This is a genomic window from Duganella sp. P38, assembly GCF_050859475.1.
Taxonomy (GTDB): domain Bacteria; phylum Pseudomonadota; class Gammaproteobacteria; order Burkholderiales; family Burkholderiaceae_D; genus Rugamonas.
This window is the reverse complement of sequence record NZ_CP193936.1, coordinates 1,354,755-1,374,918: the sequence shown is the minus strand read 5'-3', so window position 1 is coordinate 1,374,918 and position 20,164 is coordinate 1,354,755. Positions and strand designations below refer to the sequence as shown.

The following is a 20,164-nucleotide window of genomic DNA, read 5'->3' as shown; positions in this document are numbered from 1 at the left end:
GGCCTGCAAGCCACAGTCCGCAACCCGCATGTTTCCTAGGGGTTACACCTTGAAAACAATGGGTCCAGGGGCTGCTCCATGAATTGAGTATGCCAGTTTAAAATTAATTTGGCTAGTCCACATTGCGCATTTGGTCTGACCACCTTAGAATGGCCTGACCAGATGGCAAACTAATAAGCCACGGAAATTATACGAGACATCATGCTGAAAAAAACCGCTCCGCTTGCCGGGGATAGCGCCCACGAACCGCGCCTGTATCGCGTTGTGGCCGACCGCATCCAGGAACTCATCCGCAACGAAAACATCACCGCCGGCGAGCGTCTCCCGTCGGAGCGCGACCTCGCCACCAAGCTGGCCGTCAGCCGCGCCTCGCTGCGCGAAGCGCTGATCGCGCTGGAACTGGGCGGCGTGATCGAAGTGCGCGGCGGTTCCGGCGTGTATGTCAGCGAAGTGCCCGAGCCGGCAGCGAGCGATCTGCCGGAAGCCGGTCCGGGCCCGTTTGAAGTGCTGTCCGCGCGCCGCCTGATCGAATCCGAGATCGCCGCCATCGCCGCCCGCGTGGCCACCGACAGCGCCGTCGACGCCATCCTGCAAGCGGTGGTGGAGATGGAAAAACACCACGCCAACTATTCCAGCAACGAGCAGGCCGACCGCAACTTCCACCTGGCCATCGCGCGCGCCACCGGCAACAGCGCGCTGGTCGGATCGCTGAACTACCTGTGGGACCAGCGCGGCCGCCTGTGGCACAAGCTCAAAGAACACTTCCAGACCGAGGAACTGCGCCAGGAAACGCTGAAGGACCACCGCCGCATCCTGGAGGCGATCGCCGCCCACGATCCGGCGGCGGCGCGCAAGGCCATGCGCGCCCACCTCGAACGCGTGACCCGCACCTTCTCGCGCGGATAGCAGCATCTGTATCAAACGCAGGACCGGCCTCGATGCCGGCCGCGCAATATAAAGCAATAAGTTATCGACCGGCTGGACCTCGGCCGCCCTTGCCCACGCAAGGCGGCCCTCGTGACAGCGGCACGGAGTACGCGAGGTGCTCCACTCACGCAGGCGCTCGCCAGCGCTGCGTATAACTTTATTCAAGAGACGAAGGAGACCCACCATGAAGTCCCAGCAATCGGTCCAGAACCGTTCCGCACAACCACGCCTGCTGCTGTCGGCAATCAGCCTGGCTGTGATGGCTCTGACCAACCAGGCATCCGCGCAGTCCGACGATGCCACCATGACCCGCGTCGAGGTGACCGGTTCGAGCATCAAACGTGTCGCCAACGAGGCCTCGCTGCCAGTCACCAGCGTCAAGGCCGAAGACCTGGTCAAGCAAGGCATGACCACCCTCGCCGACTTCATGATGGCGCTGCCGCAATCGGCCTCGCTGGCGCCGTCGAACGCCGGCTCGGGCACCAACATCAACCTGCGCGGCCTGGGCGTGAACCGCACGCTGGTGCTGCTGAACGGCCGCCGCCTGGCCAACGAGGCGATCGCCGACGGCTACGCCAACCTGGACGTGATTCCGATGAGCGCCATCGCCCGCGTCGAAGTGCTGCGCGACGGCGCCTCATCGATCTACGGTTCGGACGCCATCGGCGGCGTGGTCAACTTCATCACCAAGACCCAGTTCGAAGGCACCCAGCTGACCGCGCAAGCGGTGCAGCCGGAGAAAAAGGCGGCGGCGACGAGCAGCGCCTGACAGCCACCTGGGGCAAGGGCAACCTGGAACGCGACGGCTGGAGCTTCTACGCCACCGTCGACGCGCACCAGCGCAGCCGCCTGGCCGCCTCGGACCGCGCTTATCTGAGCTCCGTCGAGAAGCTGACCAACCTGGGTCGCGCGCCGACGCTGGGCACCGGCGGCAACGCCACCCCGGCCAACTTCACCACGCCGACCAACAAGACCGCGCAGAACCCGTACGGCAGCACCGGCTGCCTGGCGCCCTACTCGATCGCCGGCCAGAAAGGCACCTGCGTCATCGACAACAACGAGTACGGCACCGCGCTGTACGCGAATCAGCAGGTCACCTTCTACGCACGCCTGAACAAGAAGATCAGCGAAGACCATATCGTCACCGTCGACTACTCGCGCGGCGAGGAATTCATCAAGGCGACGCGCAACCCGACCAATGCGCTGGCCGTCAACGGCGTGCAGCCTATCGTGCCGTCGACCAGCAAATGGTATCCGGGCGGCAGCGGCGGCGTGCCTGCCGTGGCGGGCCTGAACAACGCACCGCTGACCGTGACCTGGGCGGTGGCCGACCTCGGCGCCGCCACCACCAAGGACGTGCAGCTGAACCAGCGCCTCGCCATCAGCGATGAAGGCATCATCGGCGGCTGGGATTACAAGGCCGGCCTGGTGATCGGCGTTTCGGAACGCGACAACTACTACTACTCCGGCTACGTCAACGGCCAGGGCCTGATCGACGGCCTGCGCAACGGCACGCTGAATCCATTCGGCCTGCAGGACGCCGACGGCAAGGCCTACCTGGCCTCGATCAGCGTCGACGGCGCCAAGAACCGCACCTCCAAATCGACCTACACCGGCGTCGATGTCACCGCCAGCAAGGCGCTGATGGAACTGCCGGGCGGCTCGCTGGCGCTGGCCGTGGGCGCCGACCTGCACCGCGACACCACCGAAGACACCAAGCTGCCGATCGTCTCGCAAGTCACCTACGCCAACACCAGCCCGTCGCACGGCGAAGGCCAGCGCAACGTGGCGGCGCTGTTCGCCGAGATCAACGCGCCGGTGACCAAGACGCTGGAACTGAACGGCGCCGTGCGCGCCGACCATTTCAACGACTTCGGCACCACCGTCAATCCGAAAATCAGCTTCCGGTGGGAGCCTAGCAAGCAGCTGATGTTCCGCGGCTCGGCCAACACCGGCTTCCGCGCGCCGACGCTGTTCGACGCCTACGGTTACCGCCTGCCTGGCGCCACCGGCCTGACCTCGGCCAAGTGGGACGATCCGCTGCTGTGCCCAGGCGGCACGCCAGGCGTGGCCGGCACCGGCACACCGGTCGCGGGCCAGGTCGCCGCCAACGTCTGCAACGTGCAGCTGCCGAAACAGGTCGGTTCCAACTCGGGCCTGAAGCCTGAAAAATCGAAAGGCTTCACGCTCGGCGTGGTGATGGAACCGGTGAAGAACGCGATGATCTCGTTCGACTACTGGAACATCCGCATGACCGACATGCTGGCCAACCTGCCGGAGCAGGTGTACTTCCTCGACCCGGCCAAGTATGCCGCCTACTTCGTGCGTAACGCCGACGGCACCCTCGCCTACATCAACAACACCACGATGAACCTGGGCGGCCAGAAGGCGGCCGGCGTCGACGTATCGGGTTCCTATGCGTTCCCGAAAACCTCGTACGGCGACTTCAAGGTATTCCTGGACGGTACTTACCTGACGCAGTTCGACAACCAGCTGTTCGATGGCAGCCCGTTCGTGTCCAACATCGGCCAGTTCGGTTTGGCCAGCAATGGCACCACGTCGAGCTTCCCGATCATCACCTACCGCTGGAAGCACACGCTGCGCCTGAACTGGGCCTCGGGTAACTGGAACAGCACGCTGACCCAGAACTACAACTCGAAGTACACCGACCAGAACCTGGTGGCCAAGCAGTACTGGCGCGACATCAATTCTTACAAGCTGTGGAACCTGACCACCACGTACAACGGCTTCAAGAATATTCAGATCACCGCCGGCATCACCAATCTGTTCAACGCCGAACCGCCGGCAACCAACAGCAGCCTGTATAGCTTTGGTTACCTGAGCAGCGCCGCCAGCCCGATCGGCCGCGCTTACAACGTGCGTGCGACCTACACTTTCTGATGAAAGCGTGGATGCATAAACAGCGTCACTCCGCCTGAGTATCGGGCGCCGGACCGCATGGCGGCCGGCGCCCTTTTTTAGGACAGTTCCATGAAACTTCTGATTTCCTGCACCACCGCCCTGGCCCTGCTGGCAGGCGGCGCCCATGCGGCGGACAAGCCGGTGCGCTTCATCCTGGTCGGCGATTCGACCATGGCCAGCAACAGCGGCTACGGCGACGCCTTCTGCGCGCGCGTCAACCGTGCCAACACCTGCATCAATCTCGCCAAGGGCGGGCGCAGCTCCGGCAGCTTCCGCGCCGAAGGCCGCTGGGCCGAAGTGGAAGGCCTGCTGCGCGGCGCCGACGCCTACAGCAAAACCTATGTGCTGATCCAGTTCGGCCACAACGACCAGCCGGGCAAGCCTGGCCGCTCGACCGACCTGAAAACCGAATTCCCGGTCAATATGGAGCGCTACGCGCGCGAGGTGAAAGCGCTGGGCGGCGTGCCGGTGCTGGTCACGCCGCTGACGCGCCGCACCTTCAAGGACGGCGTGCTTGAGAACACGCTGACGCCGTGGGCCGACGCCACCCGCGCCAGCGCCGCCTCGCAGCAGGCGCCGCTGCTGGAACTGAACGCCGACAGCTACGCCGCCGTGCAGGCCATGGGCCAGGACGAAGCCGACACGCTGGCGATGGCGCCGCGTCCCGCCGGTTATGGCGATCCGGCCGCCGCCGGCAAGGTGGAAGTCGTCGGCGCCGCCAAGACCGCCTTCGACCGCACTCACCTCGGCGCCAAGGGCGCCACCTACTTCGCCCGCATGGTGGTGGACGAGTTTAAACGCGCCGTGCCGGAAGCGGCCGGCCAGTTGAAGCCGGAGAACGAACAATGAAGGCGGCCGCGCTGGCGATGCTGCTCGCCGCAGGCGCAGCAGGCGTGGCACAAGCACAAAGGCCGCAACTGACGCCGGAACAGGCGAAGCAGTTTTCGTATGGAGAGGTGCTGAAGTACGTCGGCGAGGCCGGCAAGGAGCGCGTCGATCCATGGGACCCGCTGTCCGACCCGCTGGCCAAGGGGGCGGCGTTCACGCCGGACTACATCGTCGACAAGGCAGCGCGTGCGGACGGCGCGCGCACCTTCCACACGGTGCAGCAAGCCATCAGCCGGGCGTTGCTGGACAGCGCCGCGCATCCGGGCAAGCGCCAGTATGTGCTGCTCAAGCCCGGAGTGTATCCGGAACTGGTCTACATTCCGGCGGAGGCGGCGCCGATTACGCTATATGGCGAAGGCAAGGACGCCGCCGCCACGCGGATTACCGCCAGGCTGGAAGCGTCGATGACCGGGGCCGCGTATGACGCCGCGCACGGCGCGCAATTCGCCAGCGCGCCGGCGGCGATCCACGCCATGTACGCCAGCGTCAGGGAGCGTGCGCAGATCGGCACCTTCGGCACGCAAACGGTGTGGGCCAGGAACAATGGCTTCCAGGCCCGCAACCTGACGTTCGAGAACGGCTATAACAAAGACACCGGCAACGCCCGCGCAGAGGCGCTCCCCAACATCAACAATATCCACCATCAGGCGCTGGCGCTCAGCGTGGATGGCGCGGACAAGGCGCAGTTCGAGAACATACGCCTGATCGGCTTCCAGGACACGCTGTTCCTCAAGTCGCCGCTGGTGGGCAGCACGGTGCGCAGCTTCTTCAACCGATCCTATATTGAAGGCGACGTCGATTTCATTTTCGGCGACAGCACCGCCTACTTTTATCAGTCCGAGGTGCGCACGCTGGGCGACCGCGGCGTGTCCTACGCGGCCGCGCCGAACACCCACGTGAAGACCCGGTACGGCTTCGTGTTCGACCACGTGCGCTTCACGCACGAAGGCAAAAAGGACGGCAGCTTCTATCTGCTGCGCCAATGGTTCGCCGGATCGCGCTGCACGCCGTATGCGCCGATGCCGGTGGAGGGCTACCGCTGCACCTACGGCGACGTCAATGTCTACAAGGCGCCGACCGGCACCATCGCGCGTTCCTCGCTGGAGGCGGTGGGCAAGATGGTGGTACTGAATTCGCGCATCGGACCGCATATCAATCGCCAGCAGCCATGGCATGACTGGAATAAGAAAGGCACCATCTCCTATCGTCCGGCGCAGTACAACTCGGACGATCACTGGAAAAACCTTGTCGCCGCCGGCATCGATCCCGTCAAGGATCTCGGCTATACGCAACCACCTTCACCGGCAGATATCTTCCTTGGTGAATTCAATAACTCGGACGAATAAGGAAATACAGCATGACCTTCAATCACCAGCGCCGCAACCTGATGAAAGCCCTGCCGGCGGCGGGCGTTTCGCTCAGTCTTCCAGCGATGGCGGCCACCGCGCCCGATCCGTGGCTGCAAGCCCAGGCCATCATCGACCACGTCTCCAAGCCGCTGAAGTTCCGCAAGGAGGACTTCAACATCACCAGGTTCGGCGCCAAGCCATGCAAGCTGGCCAAGGCCAAGGCCTGGATCTCGCACGAGGAACAGGAGGACATCAGCACCCCGGCGGCCGGCTCGTTCGACAACTACGCCGCCATCAAGGCAGCGATCAAGGCCTGCCACGACGCCGGCGGCGGCCGTGTGATCATCCCGGCCGGCGACTGGTTCGTCGCCGGTCCGATGGTGCTGCTGTCGAACGTGCACGTGCATCTGGCGAAGAACGCCCACGTGTACTTCTCGCACAACCCGGCCGACTATGCCAGGTACGGCGACATCGATTGCGGCAAGCATGGCAAGCTGACCATCTCCCGCTGGCAGAGCAACGATTGCCTGAACTATTCGCCGATGGTCTACGCCTATGGCCAGAACAATATCGCGCTGACCGGCGAGGACTGGACCGCGACGCTCGACGGCCAGGGCGGCCTGCCGTTCAACGACCAGGGCGATTGCTGGTGGACCTGGAAGGGCAAGCAGAAAACCATCAACTCCATCGGCCAGGGCACCACGCCCAACTTCAAGGCCGGCAAGATGTCGGAGAACACCGTCAATCCGCTCAACGCGGAGTCGCTGTCGACCGTGGCGCCGGCGCTGACTGAAGCGGAGCGCATCCTGATCCAGGGCGAAGGCGATCGCTGGCGCGCGGACGCGCAGTACCTGCCGGCGCTGTCGGAGGCCGGCGTGCCGCTGTCCAAGCGCGTGTTCGGCGTCGGCCACTATCTGCGGCCGCCGATGATCCAGATTATCGGCTGCACCAACGTACTGCTGGAAGGCTACCACGTGATCCAGACGCCGTTCTGGATGCACCACCCGGTCCACTGCCGCAACCTGGTGATCCGCAATGTGCACGCGCACAGCCACGGCCCGAACAGCGACGGCTTCGATCCGGAAGCCTGCGACCATGTGCTGGTGGAAGGCTGCACCTTCGATACCGGCGACGACTGCATCGCCATCAAGGCCGGCAAGGATCTGGATACGCAGTATGGCCCGTCGCAGAACATCGTGATCCAGAACTGCATCATGCACAGCGGCCACGGCGGCGTGACCTTGGGCAGCGAAATGGCGGGCGGCATCCAGAACGTGTTTGCGCAGAAGCTGGTGTTTGAAAACGCCAACTGGAAGACCAATCCGCTGAACACCGCGATCCGCATGAAGACCAATCTGAATCGCGGCGGCTACCTGCGCAACTTCTACGTGCGCGATTGCACGGTGCCGAATGGCGTGCAGACCTCGCCGTCGTTCTACGCTTCGCTGCCAGGCTCGCCGATCCAGTCGAAGACGGTGGCTACCGCAGCTGGCGCGATTGTGACCTTCGATTGCGATTACACGCCGATCAGCGACAATGTGCGTACCCGCCCGCCGGTGGTCAGCAACATCCAGATCTCGAACATCAAGACTGGCAATGTGAAAACCAAGGATGGCAAGCTGGCGTCGTGCTACCAGGCGATTGTCATCCTCGGCCCGGTGGCCTCCGACTACAACGGCGCCGGTCCGATGCCGCCGGTGGTGCCTGTTACGGACGTCACCATCACCGACTGCGATTTCGGCACGCCAGTGAACACGGCGGCGCCCTGGTTCCTCTACAACGTCAAAGGCCTGACGCTGAAGAATGTGACCATCGGCGACAAGGTGCACAACACCACGCTGTCGGCCTGAGAGGCGCCACGATGAGCGCGCGCCTGCCGGGCATCATGCTATTTGCCGCCAGCGCCATGGCGGCGGCGTTGGCGGGCGCTCCGGCAGCGGCGCGGGGCGTGGGGCCGGACGCCGGGTCGGAGTCCGCGCCGGTTGCAGCCGAGGCGAATAGCGCGCCTACCGGGATGCCGGCGGGCCTGGCGTCCCTGCTACCGGCCGACGGCGCGCAGCAGGTCAATCCGGATACGCATCTGCTGCTGCGCTTCGACCAGCCGCCTGTGCTGGGCAAGTCTGGCCTGATCCGCATCCATGACGCCGTCACCGGGCGGCTGGTCGATACGTTGGACCTGAGCATCCCCGCCGGCCCGACGGAGCGCACCACGCTGCCGCAGGCGCCGTATCTGGCGACGCCCTACGGCTACGCCAACGGCCCACGCGCGACCAACGCCAACACCCGGGCCGGCACGCCCTCCGCCGGCGCCGCGCCGGGCGACACGCGCTACCAGCTGACCATCATCGGCGGCTTTACGGACGGCTTCCACTTCCATCCGGTGATCGTGCGCGACAAGACGGCGACGATCTACCCGCACCACAACCTGCTCGACTACGGCAAGCGCTATCGCGTGCAAGTCGACGCAGAGGTATTCGGCATGCCGCTGCAATGGCAGTTCAGCACCAAGCCGCGCGGTCCCGCCGCCGACGCCGGACGCGTGGTGGTCAGCGCCGACGGCACGGGGGATTTCAGCACCGTGCAAGGCGCGCTGGATTATGTGCCGGACCATCCGGCCAGGCGCGTGACCATCTTCGTGCGCAATGGCGATTACGAGGAACTGGTCTACTTCCGCAACAAGTCCAACATCACGCTGCAGGGCGAGCAGCGCGACAAGGTGCGCATACACTACGCGAACAATGAGGTCTTCAATCCTCACCCGCCGAACATCAGCACCAACGAGGTGCCGGGCACCTTCCCTTCGCGCCGCGCGGCGTTTGCGGCCGATAACGTCAAGGGCGTGCACCTGCGCGACCTGACGCTGGAAACCACGCTCAAAGGCCAGGCCGAAGGCTTGCTGATTACCGGTTCGGAGAACATCGTCGCCAACACCACCATCATCGGCTCTGGCGACGCTTTGCAGGTCAACGGCAGCACCTATCTGGCTGATGTGGAAATCGTCGGCGACGGCGACACCATCCTTGGACGCGGGCCGGCGTTCTTCGAGCGCTGCGATATCCGCTCCAGGCATGCCTTCATGTGGATACGGAATACGGCGGCCAATCATGGCAACGTGTTCTTGAACTGCCGCTTCACGACGCTGGACGGCGGTCAGACGGAGCTGGCGCGTTCACCGGTCAACAAGGGCAAGGGCTACCCGCATGCGGAGGCGGTGCTGCTCAACGCCACGCTCAGCGGCATCAGTCCGGCCGGCTGGGGGCCGATCAGTGGCGACACTTCCCAGGTGCGCTTCTGGGAGTTCAACAGCCGCAATCTGGATGGCACGCCGGTGGACGTCAGCCAGCGACATCCGGCCTCGCGCCAGCTGACCATGGAGCGCGACGCGGCGACGATTCGTCACTACAGCGATCCGGCATCGGTGCTGGGCTGGGCGCCGCCGCGCTGACGTGTACCGCGCCGGCCGTCGCGCCGGCGCAACCTTGCGGCGCGGGCGTTGGCATATACTTGGCCGGACCAGATCGAGAGGCCCATCATGCGTCCACTGCTCCTGCTGTTGCTGCTCCCCGCCGCCGCCCAGGCCGCGCCGCCTGACGTGCTCAAGCCGATGGCCTTCCTGGCGGGGCATTGCTGGAAAGGGGAATTCCCGGGCGGGCAGCGCACCGACGAGCATTGCTTCCAATGGGCGCTGGATGGCAAGGCGCTGCGCGACGTCCACACCGTGCGGGCGCCGGGCAAGCCGGACTATGTGGGCGAAACGCTGTACTACTACGACGCGGCGGCGAAGCAAGTCGCCTACCTGTACATTGAAAACGGCGGTGGCCACAGCCACGGCACGATGAAGCCGACCGCGACCGGCCTCGACTTCCCCGAAACCCGCTACATCGGCGCCGACGGCACAGCCCTGCCCTACCGCGTCAAATGGACCATCAACGCCGACGCCTACGAAGCCTTCAGCGAAATCTACCTCAAAGACAAATGGATCACCCAGTTCGCAATGACTTTGAAGAAGCAATAACTACTCCCGCCTGGAGCCGTTAGGAAAGTAAAAGATATTACCAACGTCACGATCGGCAACCCAGCCAAACGGCTCAGGGCGTGACGCGGAAGTAGTCGATGTCGGCGTGGCCGCCGTTGCCGGCGCTGAACAAGCCCATTTGCGCGCCGACCCAGCGGCCCATCCTGGCCGTGAATTGCGCGCCGATCGGCGTGTACTTGTCGCCATCCACGCTGTACGAAAACTGCGTCACGCCGCCAGCGAGCACCTGCATGCGCAGCCACACCTGCGGCGATGGCAAATCGACACCCGCCTCCTGCCGCTCGTGGCAGTTGGCCTCCGCCTTGAAGCAGCTCACCAGCGCCAGCGTCGTGCGGCCGTCGCTGCGGCGCGTGCCGAGCCAGGTGTAATCGAAACCATACATCACCAACCCCGCCACGCCCCCTCTGCCAGACCGGACGCATCGACCTTGGTGGTCGCCGTAAACGATTCCGCCGGCAGCTTTTGCAGCAGCAGCGACGGCACGTCCCACAAATTGCCCGCGCGCGGTTGGCCGAACAAACGCAGGCGGCCATCCGCCACCGAATACCACGACTGCTGCCAGTTCGCGTTCCACTGCCATTGCAGCCCCAGCGCGGCGCCATTGAATTCATCGCTGGTCGGCGGCGCGGCGGCCGCCTGGCCGGCCACCGGCAGGCGGTAGCGCGCCACCGGCTCGCCGGCGCTGCCGCCGACATCCTTGCCGATCAGCGGCCAGCCGTCGCGCCACACCATCGGCTGCAAATGCACGATGCGGCCATAGGCGCGCTTGTCCTGGAAGTGCATGAACCAGTCCTCGCCCTGCGGCGTCTGCACCCATGCGCCCTGGTGCGGACCGTTCACCGGCGAGTTACCCTGCGCCAGCACGATGCGGTCCTCGTACGGCCCGCCGACGGTGCGCGAGCGGAACACCGACTGCCAGCCGAACTCCACGCCGCCGGCCGGCGCAAACACATAGTAGTAGCCGTCGCGCTTGTAGAACTTCGGTCCTTCCAGCGTGGTGTACTTCGGCAGCTTGTTGCCGTCGATGATAACCGTGCCCTTGTCGTCCAGCAGGCGGCTGGCGTCCGGCGCCATGCGGCGCAGGGTCAGCACATTGGCGAAACCGGCGCGGCTCTTGGCCCACGCATGCAGCAGGTAGGCCTGGCCGTCGTCGTCCCACAGCGGCGTCGGATCGATCAGCCCTTTGCCCGGCGCCAGCAGGTGCGGCGCGCTCCATGGCCCGGCGAAGTCCTTGGCGGTAATTACATAGATGCCGAAATCCGGATCGGGATAGAAAATCCAGAATTTGCCGTCGTGGTAGCGCAGGCACGGCGCCCACACGCCCTTGCCGTGCTGCGGCCTGGCGAACACCTCGGCCGGCACCAGCTGCGGCAGCGCGTGGCCGACCAGCGTCCAGTTGACCAGGTCCGGCGACTGCAACAGCGGCAGCCCCGGCGCATTGCTGAAACTGGAGGAAACCAGGTAGTACGTTTCGCCGACCCGGATCACATCCGGGTCCGAATAGTCGGCGTGAAGAACAGGATTGGTGTAGTCGCGCGGCCCCGTCGCGCATGCGGCCAACAGCGCCGCAAACAAAAAGGGCAGACACCGCAAAAGTATCCGCCCCATGATCATGCTCCAAACGGCGTTTCGGCAACGCCTTTCACGCCCGGGCGCAGCAGCAGCACCGCCCCGCCCCACTCCGCATCTTCCGGCTTGCCGGAAACGATGGAGGTGACCAGCAGCGTATCGAGATCCTTGCCGCCGAAGGCGCACATGGACGGCTTCAGCATCGGCACCTCGACCCGGCGATCCAGCTTGCCCTGCGGCGTGAAGCGCGCGATGTAGCCGCCGTCGTTGCCGCACACCCAGTAGCAGCCCTCGGCGTCGACCGCCGCGCCATCCGGGCGGCCCACCTCGCCGTTCATGTCGGCGAACACGCGGCGGTTGCTCGGCACGCCATCGTCGATGTCGTAATCGAAGGCCCACACCATGCGCCGCTGCGGATGCGAGTCCGACAGGTACATGGTGCGCCCGTCCGGCGCGAACGCCGTGCCGTTCTGCGTCAGCAGCTCGGACACGAACGGCGCTGAAATGCCGCGCCCGGCGTCGTAGCGGTACAACTGGCCGACCGCGCGCGCGGCGCCCATGTCCATGAACATGGTGCCGGCCCAGAAGCGGCCCTGGCGGTCGCAGCGGCCGTCGTTGAAGCGCATGCCTTCGCTCAGGCCCGACGCCGGCGTCGCCAGCTTGAAGGCGGACGCGCTGTGATCCGCGCCCAGCTCCAGGCTGAAGATGCCGGTTTCCATGCCCGCGATCAGGCCGCCGCCGCTCCTGGCCGCCACGCAGGCAACCATTTCGGCATTGTCCCAATAGCGGGTGGCGCCGGTCGCGCCATCCATGCGCCACACGCGCCTGGCCGGGATATCCACCCAGAACCAGGCGTTGTCGGCAGCGCTCCACGTCGGGCTTTCGCCGACTGTGCAGGTGACGCCGCTTACGCGCTCCATCTTAGCCGTTCCAGACCAGGTCGCCGTTCACCACGCGCGGGATCTTCTGCGGGTTGGCGTCTTGCAGCGACTCAGGCAGCAGGTAGGCCGGCACGTCCTGGTACGACACCGGACGCAGGAAGCGGTCGATCGCCGACGCGCCCACCGAGGTGGTGCGGCTGTCCGAGGTCGACGGGAACGGGCCGCCGTGCACCATGGCGTGCGCCACTTCCACGCCGGTGCCGAAGCCGTTGAACAGGATACGGCCCACTTTGCGCTCCAGGATAGGCAGCAGCTTGGTGGCCAGCGCCTTGTCGTCGGCGGTCGCGTGCACGGCGCCGGTCAGCTGGCCTTCCAGGTGCTCGGCCACGGCCAGCAGTTCTTCTTCGTTTTCCGCCACCACCAGCAGCGAAGTCGGGCCAAAGATTTCGCCTTCCAGCGCGGTGTCGGTCAGGAAGCGCTTGGCGTCGACCTGGTACAGGAACGCTTGCGCGCCGCACGGCAGATCGCCGGCCTGGCCGGCGGCAACCTGCTGCACGCCGTCAACGCCGGCCAGGCCCTTGACGCCGCCGGTGTAGGCCTTGTGGATGCCCGGGGTCAGCATGGTTTGCGCCGGCTTGGCGCCGATGGTGCCAGCGGCCGCGGCCACGAAGGCTTGCAGCTTGTCCGATTTCAGCGCGATCAGCAGGCCTGGGTTGGTGCAGAACTGGCCGGCGCCCAGCGTCAGCGAATCGGCGAACGCCTGCGGCAGTTTAGGATTGTCCAGCGCGCCTGGCAGCAGGAACACCGGATTGATCGAGCTCATCTCCGCGTAGACCGGGATCGGTTCTTTACGGGCGGCAGCGGTGTGCATCAGCGCCACGCCGCCGGCGCGCGAGCCGGTGAAGCCGACGGCCTTGATATACGGGTGGGCCACCAGGTTCTGGCCGATGGTCTGGCCCGAGCCGATCAGCATCGAGAACACGCCTTCCGGCAGGCCGCACTCTTCCACGGCCTTGGCGACGGCTTTGCCGACCAGTTCCGAGGTCCCCAGGTGGGCCGAGTGGGCCTTGACGATGACCGGGCAGCCGGCCGCCAGTGCCGAGGCGGTATCGCCGCCGGCCACCGAAAATGCCAGCGGGAAGTTCGAGGCGCCGAACACGGCGACCGGGCCCAGGCCGATCTTGCGCAGGCGCAGGTCGGGACGTGGCGCCGGGGTGCGCTCAGGCAGCGCGCTGTCCAGCGTCGCGCTCTGGAAGCGGCCATCGCGCACCACCTTGGCGAACAGGCGCAGCTGGCCGACGGTGCGGCCACGCTCGCCTTCGAGGCGGGCTTGCGGCAGGCCGGTTTCCTGCATCGCGCGTTCGATCAGGGCCGGGCCCAGGTCCAGAATGCGGTCAGCCACGGTTTCCAGGAATTTGGCGCGCGCCTCCAGGCTGGTCTCGCGGTACACATCGAAAGCGGCGTTGGCCAGTTCGACAGCGCGTTGCAGGTCGGCAGCGCCGGCCAGGCCGAATGCTGGTTCGATTTCGACGTTGCGGGATGGGTCGACAGCCTTGACGCTGCCCTCTTTGCCCAGGACCGCGCTGCGGCCGATGATCATTTCGCCTGCTACTTGCATATTGACTCCTTAATGTGTGAAAAGCGCGGTCGTAGCCGCGCTTTGATTTTGCTTACCCGTTAGCTTATACGATTACTGGGCGCCTTGCTTGAGCATCAGTTTGTGCAGCATGTCCATTTCTTCGGCGTTCAGGTCGGTCAGCGGCGCGCGCACCGGACCGGCGTCGTGGCCGGCCAGCTTGGCGCCGGCCTTGACGATCGACACGGCGTAACCGGCCTTGCGGTTGCGGATGTCCAGGTATGGCAGGAAGAACTCGTCGATCATGCGGTTCTGCTCGGCATGGTTGTCCGACGCCACCGCGTGGTAGAAGTCCATCGCCAGTTTCGGCATGAAGTTGAACACGGCCGACGAGTACACCGGGGTGCCCAGCGCCTTGTACGCGGCGGCGTACACTTCGGCGGTTGGCAGGCCGCCCAGGTAGCTGAAGCGGTCGCCCATTTTGCGCCAGATCGACACCATCAGTTCGATGTCGCCGATGCCGTCCTTGAAGCCGATCAGGTTCGGGCAACGGTCGGCCAGGATCGCCAGCGAGGTCGGGCTCAGGCGGCAGTTGGCGCGGTTGTAGACCACCACGCCCAGGTTGGTGGCTTTGCAGACCTCGGCCACGTGTTCGATCAGGCCGTCCTGCGACGCTTCGGTCAGGTAGTGCGGCAGCAGCAGCAGGCCTTGGGCGCCGGCTTTCTCGGCTTCCTTGGCGTACGCGGCCGCTACGCGGGTAGGACCGCCAACGCCGGCCAGAATCGGCACCTGGCCGCGGCAGGTGTCAACCGCGGTCTTGATGATTTCCGGGTATTCCTGTGGGGTCAGCGAGAAGAACTCGCCGGTGCCGCCGGCGGCGAACAGCGCGCTCGCGCCGTATGGGGCCAGCCATTCCAGACGTTCAATATAGGTCGACTTGCGGAAGTTGCCTTCGGCGTCGAAGTCGGTGATCGGGAAGGACAGCAGGCCGGAGGAAAGGATTTTTTTCAGGTCATTCGGTTGCATTACAGTCTCCAATATTGACATCTAGTGGGGTGGGGAAAGCACTTTCGCGCCGTGTTGTATGACATCGTACAACTAGATGCGGGGCGACGCAAGCGATTAATCGCATCTGTGTCAATTCCGTCATTCCCGCGCAGGCGGGAATCCATGCTGCGCTTGCCGGTCCGCGTCCCATGGGTTCCCGCCTGCGCGGGAACGACGGCGTCAGGCGGCGGCTCCTGCTGGGCGCGGCGCAGGCGGGAATCCATGCTGCGCTTGCCGGCCGGCGTCCCATGGGTTCCCGCCTGCGCGGGAACGACGGTGGTCAGGCGGCGGCTTCTTGCTGGGCGCGGCGCAGGCGCTCGCGGCTGTTGCTGAGATGGGTACGCATGGCGGCGCGGGCCGCCTCGGCATCCTTGCGCAGGATGGCGTGGTAAATATCGTCATGCTCGCGGTTGACGCGTTCCTGGTAAGCCTTCGGCTCGTCATGCGCCAGGTGTTCCGAGTCCAGCCGCGCGCGCGGAATGATGGTGTTGCCGAGATCGCTCAGGATATCGACGAAATAGCGGTTACCGGTGGCCTGCGCGATCAGCAGGTGGAACGCCTTGTCCGACTCCACCGCCACCGCGCGGTTGGGCGCGGCGACGATGCGCTTGAGCGCCGCGTCCATCAGGGCCACCTGCTCCTCGCTGCGGCGGCTGGCGGCCAGCCAGGCGGCCTCGGTTTCCAGGCTGATGCGCAATTCCAGGATGGCCAGCACATCGCCGATGGTGCGGATGGTGTCGGCGGCGAAGATATTGGCCGGCTGCGGCTCCAGCACAAAGGTGCCGATGCCGTGGCGCGTCTGCACCAGGCCGGCGGCCTGCAGGTGCGAGATGGCCTCGCGCACCACGGTGCGGCTGACGCCGTGCATTTCCATGATGACCGATTCGGTCGGCAGTTTCTCCCCGGTTTCAGCGTGCCGGCCTGGATGCTGGCGGTGAAGCCCTCGACCACGCCCTGCGCGAGGTTGCGGTGCTTCTTCTTCGGCACGGGCGCAGGCGCGGCGGCGACGGGAACGGATACGGTCTGATTCATGGCGGTTCAACTGTTGTATGACGACTAATAGGATACACGCATTGCTGCGTAAAACGATGCGCATCTTGCCAGAGTTGTGGCGTCTGCAGCGCGATGAATGGCATTTCCGCCACAGTTGGCGGCTTTACACCAGCAGCGCGGCGCTCATCGAGGCGGCTTCGTCGGCCGATTCGCACAGGATGCGGTCGAGCAGCGCGTTATCGTCGATAAAGCCTTCCAGCGACGGGCTGTCCTGCGCCGGCGCGAACGGCGAGCGCACCGGCGCCAAGCGCTTGGCGATCAGCAGCGTGTCGCGCAGGCCCAGCGGCGGCGGCGTCAGCGTGGCGCCGCGCAGCGAGACGATGGCCTGGCTGACCGGCTCGGGAATGGTCAGCTTTTTCATCATCTCGCGCGAGATGATTTCCTGCGCCGCGCCCATCCACTCGGCCGGGTCGTCCAGCAGGCCCGGCATTTCGTCGGCGCGCGACAGCAGGTAAAAGCCGCCTGCCTCGTGGACGATGCCGGCGAACAGCGCGGTGTCGGGATCGGAGGCGGTCAGCCTGCGGCCGATCACATGCGCCAGCGCCGCCACGTGCGCCGTGTGGCGCCACAGCTGGTCGGCCTGGGCGCGCAGTTGCGGGTCCTGGATGCGGGCGCCGAACTGGCGCACCACCATGGCCGCCGCCATCGTGTACAGATTGCGGTAGCCGACCCGCTGCACCGCCGCGCGCACGCTGGTGACCGGCGTGCCGCCGCGGTTGAACACCGCCGCGTTGGCCAGCGCCACGGTGCGCGCCGCCAGCAGCGGCTCGCCCAGCACCTTGCGGATCACGTCGTCCATCTCGCAATCGGGGTCGGCCAGCGCCATCTGCAGGCGCAGCGCCGCGTTCACGCTGGTCGGGAAGACCAGTTCGCCGCGTGCAGCCTGGGCGACGATCTGCGAGAAGTCTTTGAGTTTTTCCATGGAAACATTATACCGCTAACCGCGCCAGGCGCCGCAGCGCCGCCGCCGGCGGGGCCAGCGCTGGCTTGCAAAACGTAAGTTTGGATGCACCGATGCAAGTGTGTTGTTCCAGCCACGAATTATCCGAACACTCGTGCCTTTTTAAGGCAACTGCTATAGAGTCGAGCTACCGAGTACAACCATAAATATCGGAGACAAACCACATGAAGAGAACCGCCGCATCCGCAGCGTGCCTGAGCGCACTTGCCTTGTTCGCCGGCCACGCCGTCGCCCAATCCTCCGTCACCATCTACGGCACGCTCGATGTCGGCTTCGACCGCGTCGAGAAGAGCCAGGGCAATGTCCAGGGCACCTTGTTCGGCGTCAGCGGCGCCACGCCGGTGCCCAACAGCATCGCCGCGCCGAAGACCATCACCCAGCGCGTCAGCCCGTCGCACACGCGCCAGAGCAATATCGGCTTCAAGGGCGTGGAAGACCTCGGCGGCGGCTGGCGTGGCCTGTTCGTGCTGGAGGGCGGCGTCACCATCGACAACGGCGGCCAGGCCAACGACAACCGCCTGTTCGGGCGCCAGGCCTATGTCGGCCTGACCACGCCCGGCGGCGAGGTCAAGATCGGCCGCCAGGCCAGCCCGATGCTGATCTCCTACTATCTGGTGACGCCGGAAGCGCTGGGCTCGACCGACCTGTTCGGCGCCGGCCTGGTGGTCAACACCGCGCAAACCTGGCAGGACAATCAGGTCAGCTACGCCATCAAGCAAGGCCCGATCACCGCCATCGTCTCGTACGCAACCAACGTCGGCATCGGCAGCGGCATCAGCGCGGCGCGCTCGATCGCCACCTCGTCGACGCCGGTGGCCACCAACGCCACCGGCCAGATCATCGGCGGCCTGACGGCGGGCGCGGAAACCGCCAGCGGCCGCGGCAAGGCGGCCGGCGCCATGCTGGCCTACCGCACCGAATCGCTGGTGGCGCTGGCGTCCTACCACCGCAACAACTTCGACAACGTGCCGATCGGCGTGGTGTCGGGCACCACGCTGGTGCCGCTGTTCTTCGGCGAAAAATTCACCTCCTACATGGGCGCGGTGAAGTACACCATCCCGAACGTCGGCACCTCGATCGCCGTGGCCGGCCACAACGCCAAGTTCGCGCTGCGCGGCAACACCGATCCGGAAGTGCGCACCTGGACCGCGACGCTCAAGCATCCGATCGGCGCCTTCGACCTGAGCGCGATCTTCCTCGACACCCGCTTCACCAACTACACCGAGGGCAAGGATCGCGGCCTGATGCTGGGCGTCGACTACAACTTCTCCAAGCGTAGCGCGCTGTACCTGCGCGCCGGCGGCATCAAGGACAGCCGCGGCAAGACGGTGGTGTCGAGCGCCACGCCGCTGCCGCTGGCGGGCGGTCCGGGCGCGATCCTGATCCCGCTGGGCACGCAGGAAGTGCCGCTGTTCTCGGGCGCCGGCCAGAACATCGACGCCCGCACCACCATGGTCAGCCTCGGCCTGCGCCACTCGTTCTGAGCATCGCCATTCCCGCGCAGGCGGGAGTCCATGCGCCGCCTCACTGGCAAACTCGGCATGGGTTCCCGCCGGCGCGGGAGCGACGGGCGAAAAAAGGCGGGGCACTGCCGGTACAGTGCTCCGCCAAAGACTACAGCCGAAATTTATTAGAATTTAGAGATGCGGGGCGATTTGCGGCAGCAAGTCGTCAAACGTGCGGCCATTGCCGTTTTCGCCGATGGCGTGCATCTTCCACTCGCCATTGTGACGGTACAGCTTGGCCATGATCTGCGCCGAGTGCGGTCCCTGCACCGACAGGTTGAAGCGCGCCACTTCGCGCCCGTTGGCCGCGTCCAGCAGCCGGCAATAGGCGTTCTCCACCTGCGAGAAGGTCTGGCCGGTGAAGCTGTTCACGGTGAACACCAGGCTCTTGATGTGCGCCGGCACATTGTTCAGGTCGACATTGATCTGCTCGTCGTCGCCATCGCCGGCGCCGGTGCGGTTGTCGCCGGTGTGGACCACGCTGCCGTCCTTGCTCCTCAGCTGGCGGAAGAAGATCACGTCCACCGGACGGTGGCCCTCGTCGAACAGCACGCACGAGGCGTCCAGGTCGACCGATTCGGTCTTGGCGCCGAAGCCGAGGAAGCCCTTGGTCTTGATGGCGTCCCAGCCCAGGCCCATGGTCACGCGCCCGAGCGCGCCGCCGGCTTCCTTCTCCAGCGAGATTTTCTGGCCCTTGCTCAAATTGACTGACATAGTTACTCCTTTACTTTACTGTGCGGGTTGGCGCATCAGCAACGATTGCAGCGCCGCGCTGTTGCGCGAGCAGATCAGGATCTTGCCCTGGCCGGCGAAGCGCAGCACCATGCCCTCGCCGCTGGTCTGGCTGTTCACCAGGTTGCTGAGGAAGCCGCCGCCACCGCCGGTGGTCATCGAGATCTCGTACTGCAGCCGGCTGTCCCAGGCCACCACGTGGGCGTTGTCGATGATGACGTCGCGCCCCGGCGTCACCTCCAGTTCCGAGATGCCGCCAAAGCCCGACACCGCCACCTGGCCGACGCCGCTGGTTTCGGTGACGAAGAAGCCGCCGCTTTGCGCGAACAGCGCATTGCCGACGCCCTGGGTGCGCACCTTCAGCTCGACGCTGGCGGTGGCGGCGACAAAGCAGCCGTCGCTCAGCATGTACTGGTGATGGCCGACGTCGAGAACCTGCAGCGCGCCCGGCAGCGTGGGCGCCAGCAGGCAATCGCCGTCGCCGCGCACCGCTTCGATGTGCTGCTGGAAGAAGGACTCGCCGTTGGCAAAGCGCCGCATCAGCGCGGCGCCGATGCCGCCGGTCATCTTGCCCTTCAGGTCGAGCGCCGCTTCCATCATCACCATGGCGTTCGATTCGCAGTAGATTTTTCTCCCTGGCGCATCGACACATGCAGGAATGGATCGAAGTCGCCGGTGATCGTAAATACAGGCATGATTTGTGAGTCCTTTGCGATCG

At 65.5% G+C, this 20,164-nt stretch carries 14 protein-coding genes and 3 pseudogenes; 9 read left to right on the top strand and 8 right to left on the bottom strand.

The window, feature by feature from the left end:
- Positions 1–201: 201 nt before the first annotated feature.
- From ACRQ5J_RS06320 to ACRQ5J_RS06285, 8 genes are all read left to right on the top strand, one after another.
- Positions 202–906, top strand: coding sequence for a FadR/GntR family transcriptional regulator (locus ACRQ5J_RS06320; protein ID WP_432381891.1), 705 nt, complete (start codon positions 202–204; stop codon positions 904–906).
- Positions 907–1,111: 205 nt separating this feature from the next.
- Entirely contained in the window at positions 1,112–1,696 is a 585-nt protein-coding gene (locus ACRQ5J_RS06315) for a TonB-dependent receptor plug domain-containing protein (RefSeq protein WP_432381889.1), read from the top strand.
- Between the two features lie 449 nt (positions 1,697–2,145).
- Positions 2,146–3,828: a TonB-dependent receptor domain-containing protein gene (locus ACRQ5J_RS06310; protein WP_432381887.1), complete on the top strand. Its 1,683-nt coding sequence runs from the start codon at positions 2,146–2,148 to the stop codon at positions 3,826–3,828.
- Between the two features lie 90 nt (positions 3,829–3,918).
- Positions 3,919–4,698 (top strand): rhamnogalacturonan acetylesterase, encoded by a 780-nt coding sequence (locus ACRQ5J_RS06305; protein WP_432381885.1) that lies wholly within the window; start codon positions 3,919–3,921, stop codon positions 4,696–4,698.
- A complete protein-coding gene (locus tag ACRQ5J_RS06300; RefSeq protein ID WP_432381883.1) occupies positions 4,695–6,083 on the top strand; it encodes a pectinesterase family protein in 1,389 nt (462 codons plus the stop codon). Before ACRQ5J_RS06305 ends, ACRQ5J_RS06300 begins: the two co-directional genes overlap by 4 nt.
- Positions 6,084–6,094: 11 nt before the next feature.
- On the top strand, positions 6,095–7,936 hold the full coding sequence (locus ACRQ5J_RS06295) for a glycoside hydrolase family 28 protein (protein ID WP_432381881.1): 1,842 nt from the start codon (positions 6,095–6,097) through the stop codon (positions 7,934–7,936).
- 11 nt (positions 7,937–7,947) lie between these two features.
- Positions 7,948–9,531 (top strand): pectinesterase family protein, encoded by a 1,584-nt coding sequence (locus ACRQ5J_RS06290; RefSeq protein ID WP_432381879.1) that lies wholly within the window; start codon positions 7,948–7,950, stop codon positions 9,529–9,531.
- Between the two features lie 87 nt (positions 9,532–9,618).
- Positions 9,619–10,101 carry a hypothetical protein gene (locus tag ACRQ5J_RS06285; RefSeq protein ID WP_432381877.1) on the top strand — a complete coding sequence of 161 codons (483 nt, stop codon included), beginning with the start codon at positions 9,619–9,621 and terminating at the stop codon, positions 10,099–10,101.
- Positions 10,102–10,174: 73 nt separating this feature from the next.
- Here ACRQ5J_RS06285 and ACRQ5J_RS06280 read toward each other — a convergent pair.
- The 6 genes and pseudogenes from ACRQ5J_RS06280 to ACRQ5J_RS06255 form a co-directional block, all read right to left on the bottom strand.
- A pseudogene (locus ACRQ5J_RS06280) lies at positions 10,175–11,730 on the bottom strand (glycoside hydrolase family 43 protein).
- A 2-nt stretch (positions 11,731–11,732) separates the two neighbouring features.
- Positions 11,733–12,611 carry an SMP-30/gluconolactonase/LRE family protein gene (locus ACRQ5J_RS06275; protein WP_432381875.1) on the bottom strand — a complete coding sequence of 293 codons (879 nt, stop codon included), beginning with the start codon at positions 12,609–12,611 and terminating at the stop codon, positions 11,733–11,735.
- Between the two features lies 1 nt (position 12,612).
- Entirely contained in the window at positions 12,613–14,190 is a 1,578-nt protein-coding gene (locus tag ACRQ5J_RS06270; RefSeq protein WP_432381873.1) for an aldehyde dehydrogenase (NADP(+)), read from the bottom strand.
- 72 nt (positions 14,191–14,262) lie between these two features.
- Positions 14,263–15,174, bottom strand: a complete 912-nt coding sequence (gene kdgD / locus ACRQ5J_RS06265; RefSeq protein WP_432381871.1) for a 5-dehydro-4-deoxyglucarate dehydratase — start codon at positions 15,172–15,174, stop codon at positions 14,263–14,265.
- A 301-nt stretch (positions 15,175–15,475) separates the two neighbouring features.
- Positions 15,476–16,227, bottom strand: a pseudogene (locus tag ACRQ5J_RS06260) (FadR/GntR family transcriptional regulator).
- A gap of 124 nt (positions 16,228–16,351) precedes the next feature.
- Positions 16,352–17,170, bottom strand: a complete 819-nt coding sequence (locus tag ACRQ5J_RS06255; protein WP_432381870.1) for an HDOD domain-containing protein — start codon at positions 17,168–17,170, stop codon at positions 16,352–16,354.
- Positions 17,171–17,373: 203 nt separating this feature from the next.
- On the opposite strand from ACRQ5J_RS06255, the gene ACRQ5J_RS06250 reads away from it, so the two are divergent.
- Positions 17,374–18,693, top strand: a complete 1,320-nt coding sequence (locus ACRQ5J_RS06250; RefSeq protein ID WP_432381869.1) for a porin — start codon at positions 17,374–17,376, stop codon at positions 18,691–18,693.
- Positions 18,694–18,846: 153 nt separating this feature from the next.
- On the opposite strand, the gene ACRQ5J_RS06245 is transcribed toward ACRQ5J_RS06250, so the two are convergent.
- Both ACRQ5J_RS06245 and ACRQ5J_RS06240 read right to left on the bottom strand, forming a co-directional pair.
- Positions 18,847–19,428 carry a TerD family protein gene (locus ACRQ5J_RS06245; RefSeq protein WP_432381868.1) on the bottom strand — a complete coding sequence of 194 codons (582 nt, stop codon included), beginning with the start codon at positions 19,426–19,428 and terminating at the stop codon, positions 18,847–18,849.
- A 15-nt stretch (positions 19,429–19,443) separates the two neighbouring features.
- Positions 19,444–20,141 (bottom strand): annotated as a pseudogene (locus ACRQ5J_RS06240) (TIGR00266 family protein).
- Positions 20,142–20,164 lie beyond the last annotated feature (23 nt).

Excerpts from the sequence above, each read along its gene's own strand:
- ACRQ5J_RS06320 (WP_432381891.1), top strand. The coding sequence starts at position 202 with ATGCTGAAAAAAACCGCTCCGCTTGCCGGGGATAGCGCCCACGAACCG.
- ACRQ5J_RS06315 (WP_432381889.1), top strand. The coding sequence starts at position 1,112 with ATGAAGTCCCAGCAATCGGTCCAGAACCGTTCCGCACAACCACGCCTG.
- ACRQ5J_RS06305 (WP_432381885.1), top strand. The coding sequence starts at position 3,919 with ATGAAACTTCTGATTTCCTGCACCACCGCCCTGGCCCTGCTGGCAGGC.
- ACRQ5J_RS06300 (WP_432381883.1), top strand. The coding sequence starts at position 4,695 with ATGAAGGCGGCCGCGCTGGCGATGCTGCTCGCCGCAGGCGCAGCAGGC.
- ACRQ5J_RS06295 (WP_432381881.1), top strand. The coding sequence starts at position 6,095 with ATGACCTTCAATCACCAGCGCCGCAACCTGATGAAAGCCCTGCCGGCG.
- ACRQ5J_RS06290 (WP_432381879.1), top strand. The coding sequence starts at position 7,948 with ATGAGCGCGCGCCTGCCGGGCATCATGCTATTTGCCGCCAGCGCCATG.
- ACRQ5J_RS06285 (WP_432381877.1), top strand. The coding sequence starts at position 9,619 with ATGCGTCCACTGCTCCTGCTGTTGCTGCTCCCCGCCGCCGCCCAGGCC.
- ACRQ5J_RS06275 (WP_432381875.1), bottom strand. The coding sequence starts at position 12,611 with ATGGAGCGCGTAAGCGGCGTCACCTGCACAGTCGGCGAAAGCCCGACG.
- ACRQ5J_RS06270 (WP_432381873.1), bottom strand. The coding sequence starts at position 14,190 with ATGCAAGTAGCAGGCGAAATGATCATCGGCCGCAGCGCGGTCCTGGGC.
- kdgD (WP_432381871.1), bottom strand. The coding sequence starts at position 15,174 with ATGCAACCGAATGACCTGAAAAAAATCCTTTCCTCCGGCCTGCTGTCC.
- ACRQ5J_RS06255 (WP_432381870.1), bottom strand. The coding sequence starts at position 17,170 with ATGGAAAAACTCAAAGACTTCTCGCAGATCGTCGCCCAGGCTGCACGC.
- ACRQ5J_RS06250 (WP_432381869.1), top strand. The coding sequence starts at position 17,374 with ATGAAGAGAACCGCCGCATCCGCAGCGTGCCTGAGCGCACTTGCCTTG.
- ACRQ5J_RS06245 (WP_432381868.1), bottom strand. The coding sequence starts at position 19,428 with ATGTCAGTCAATTTGAGCAAGGGCCAGAAAATCTCGCTGGAGAAGGAA.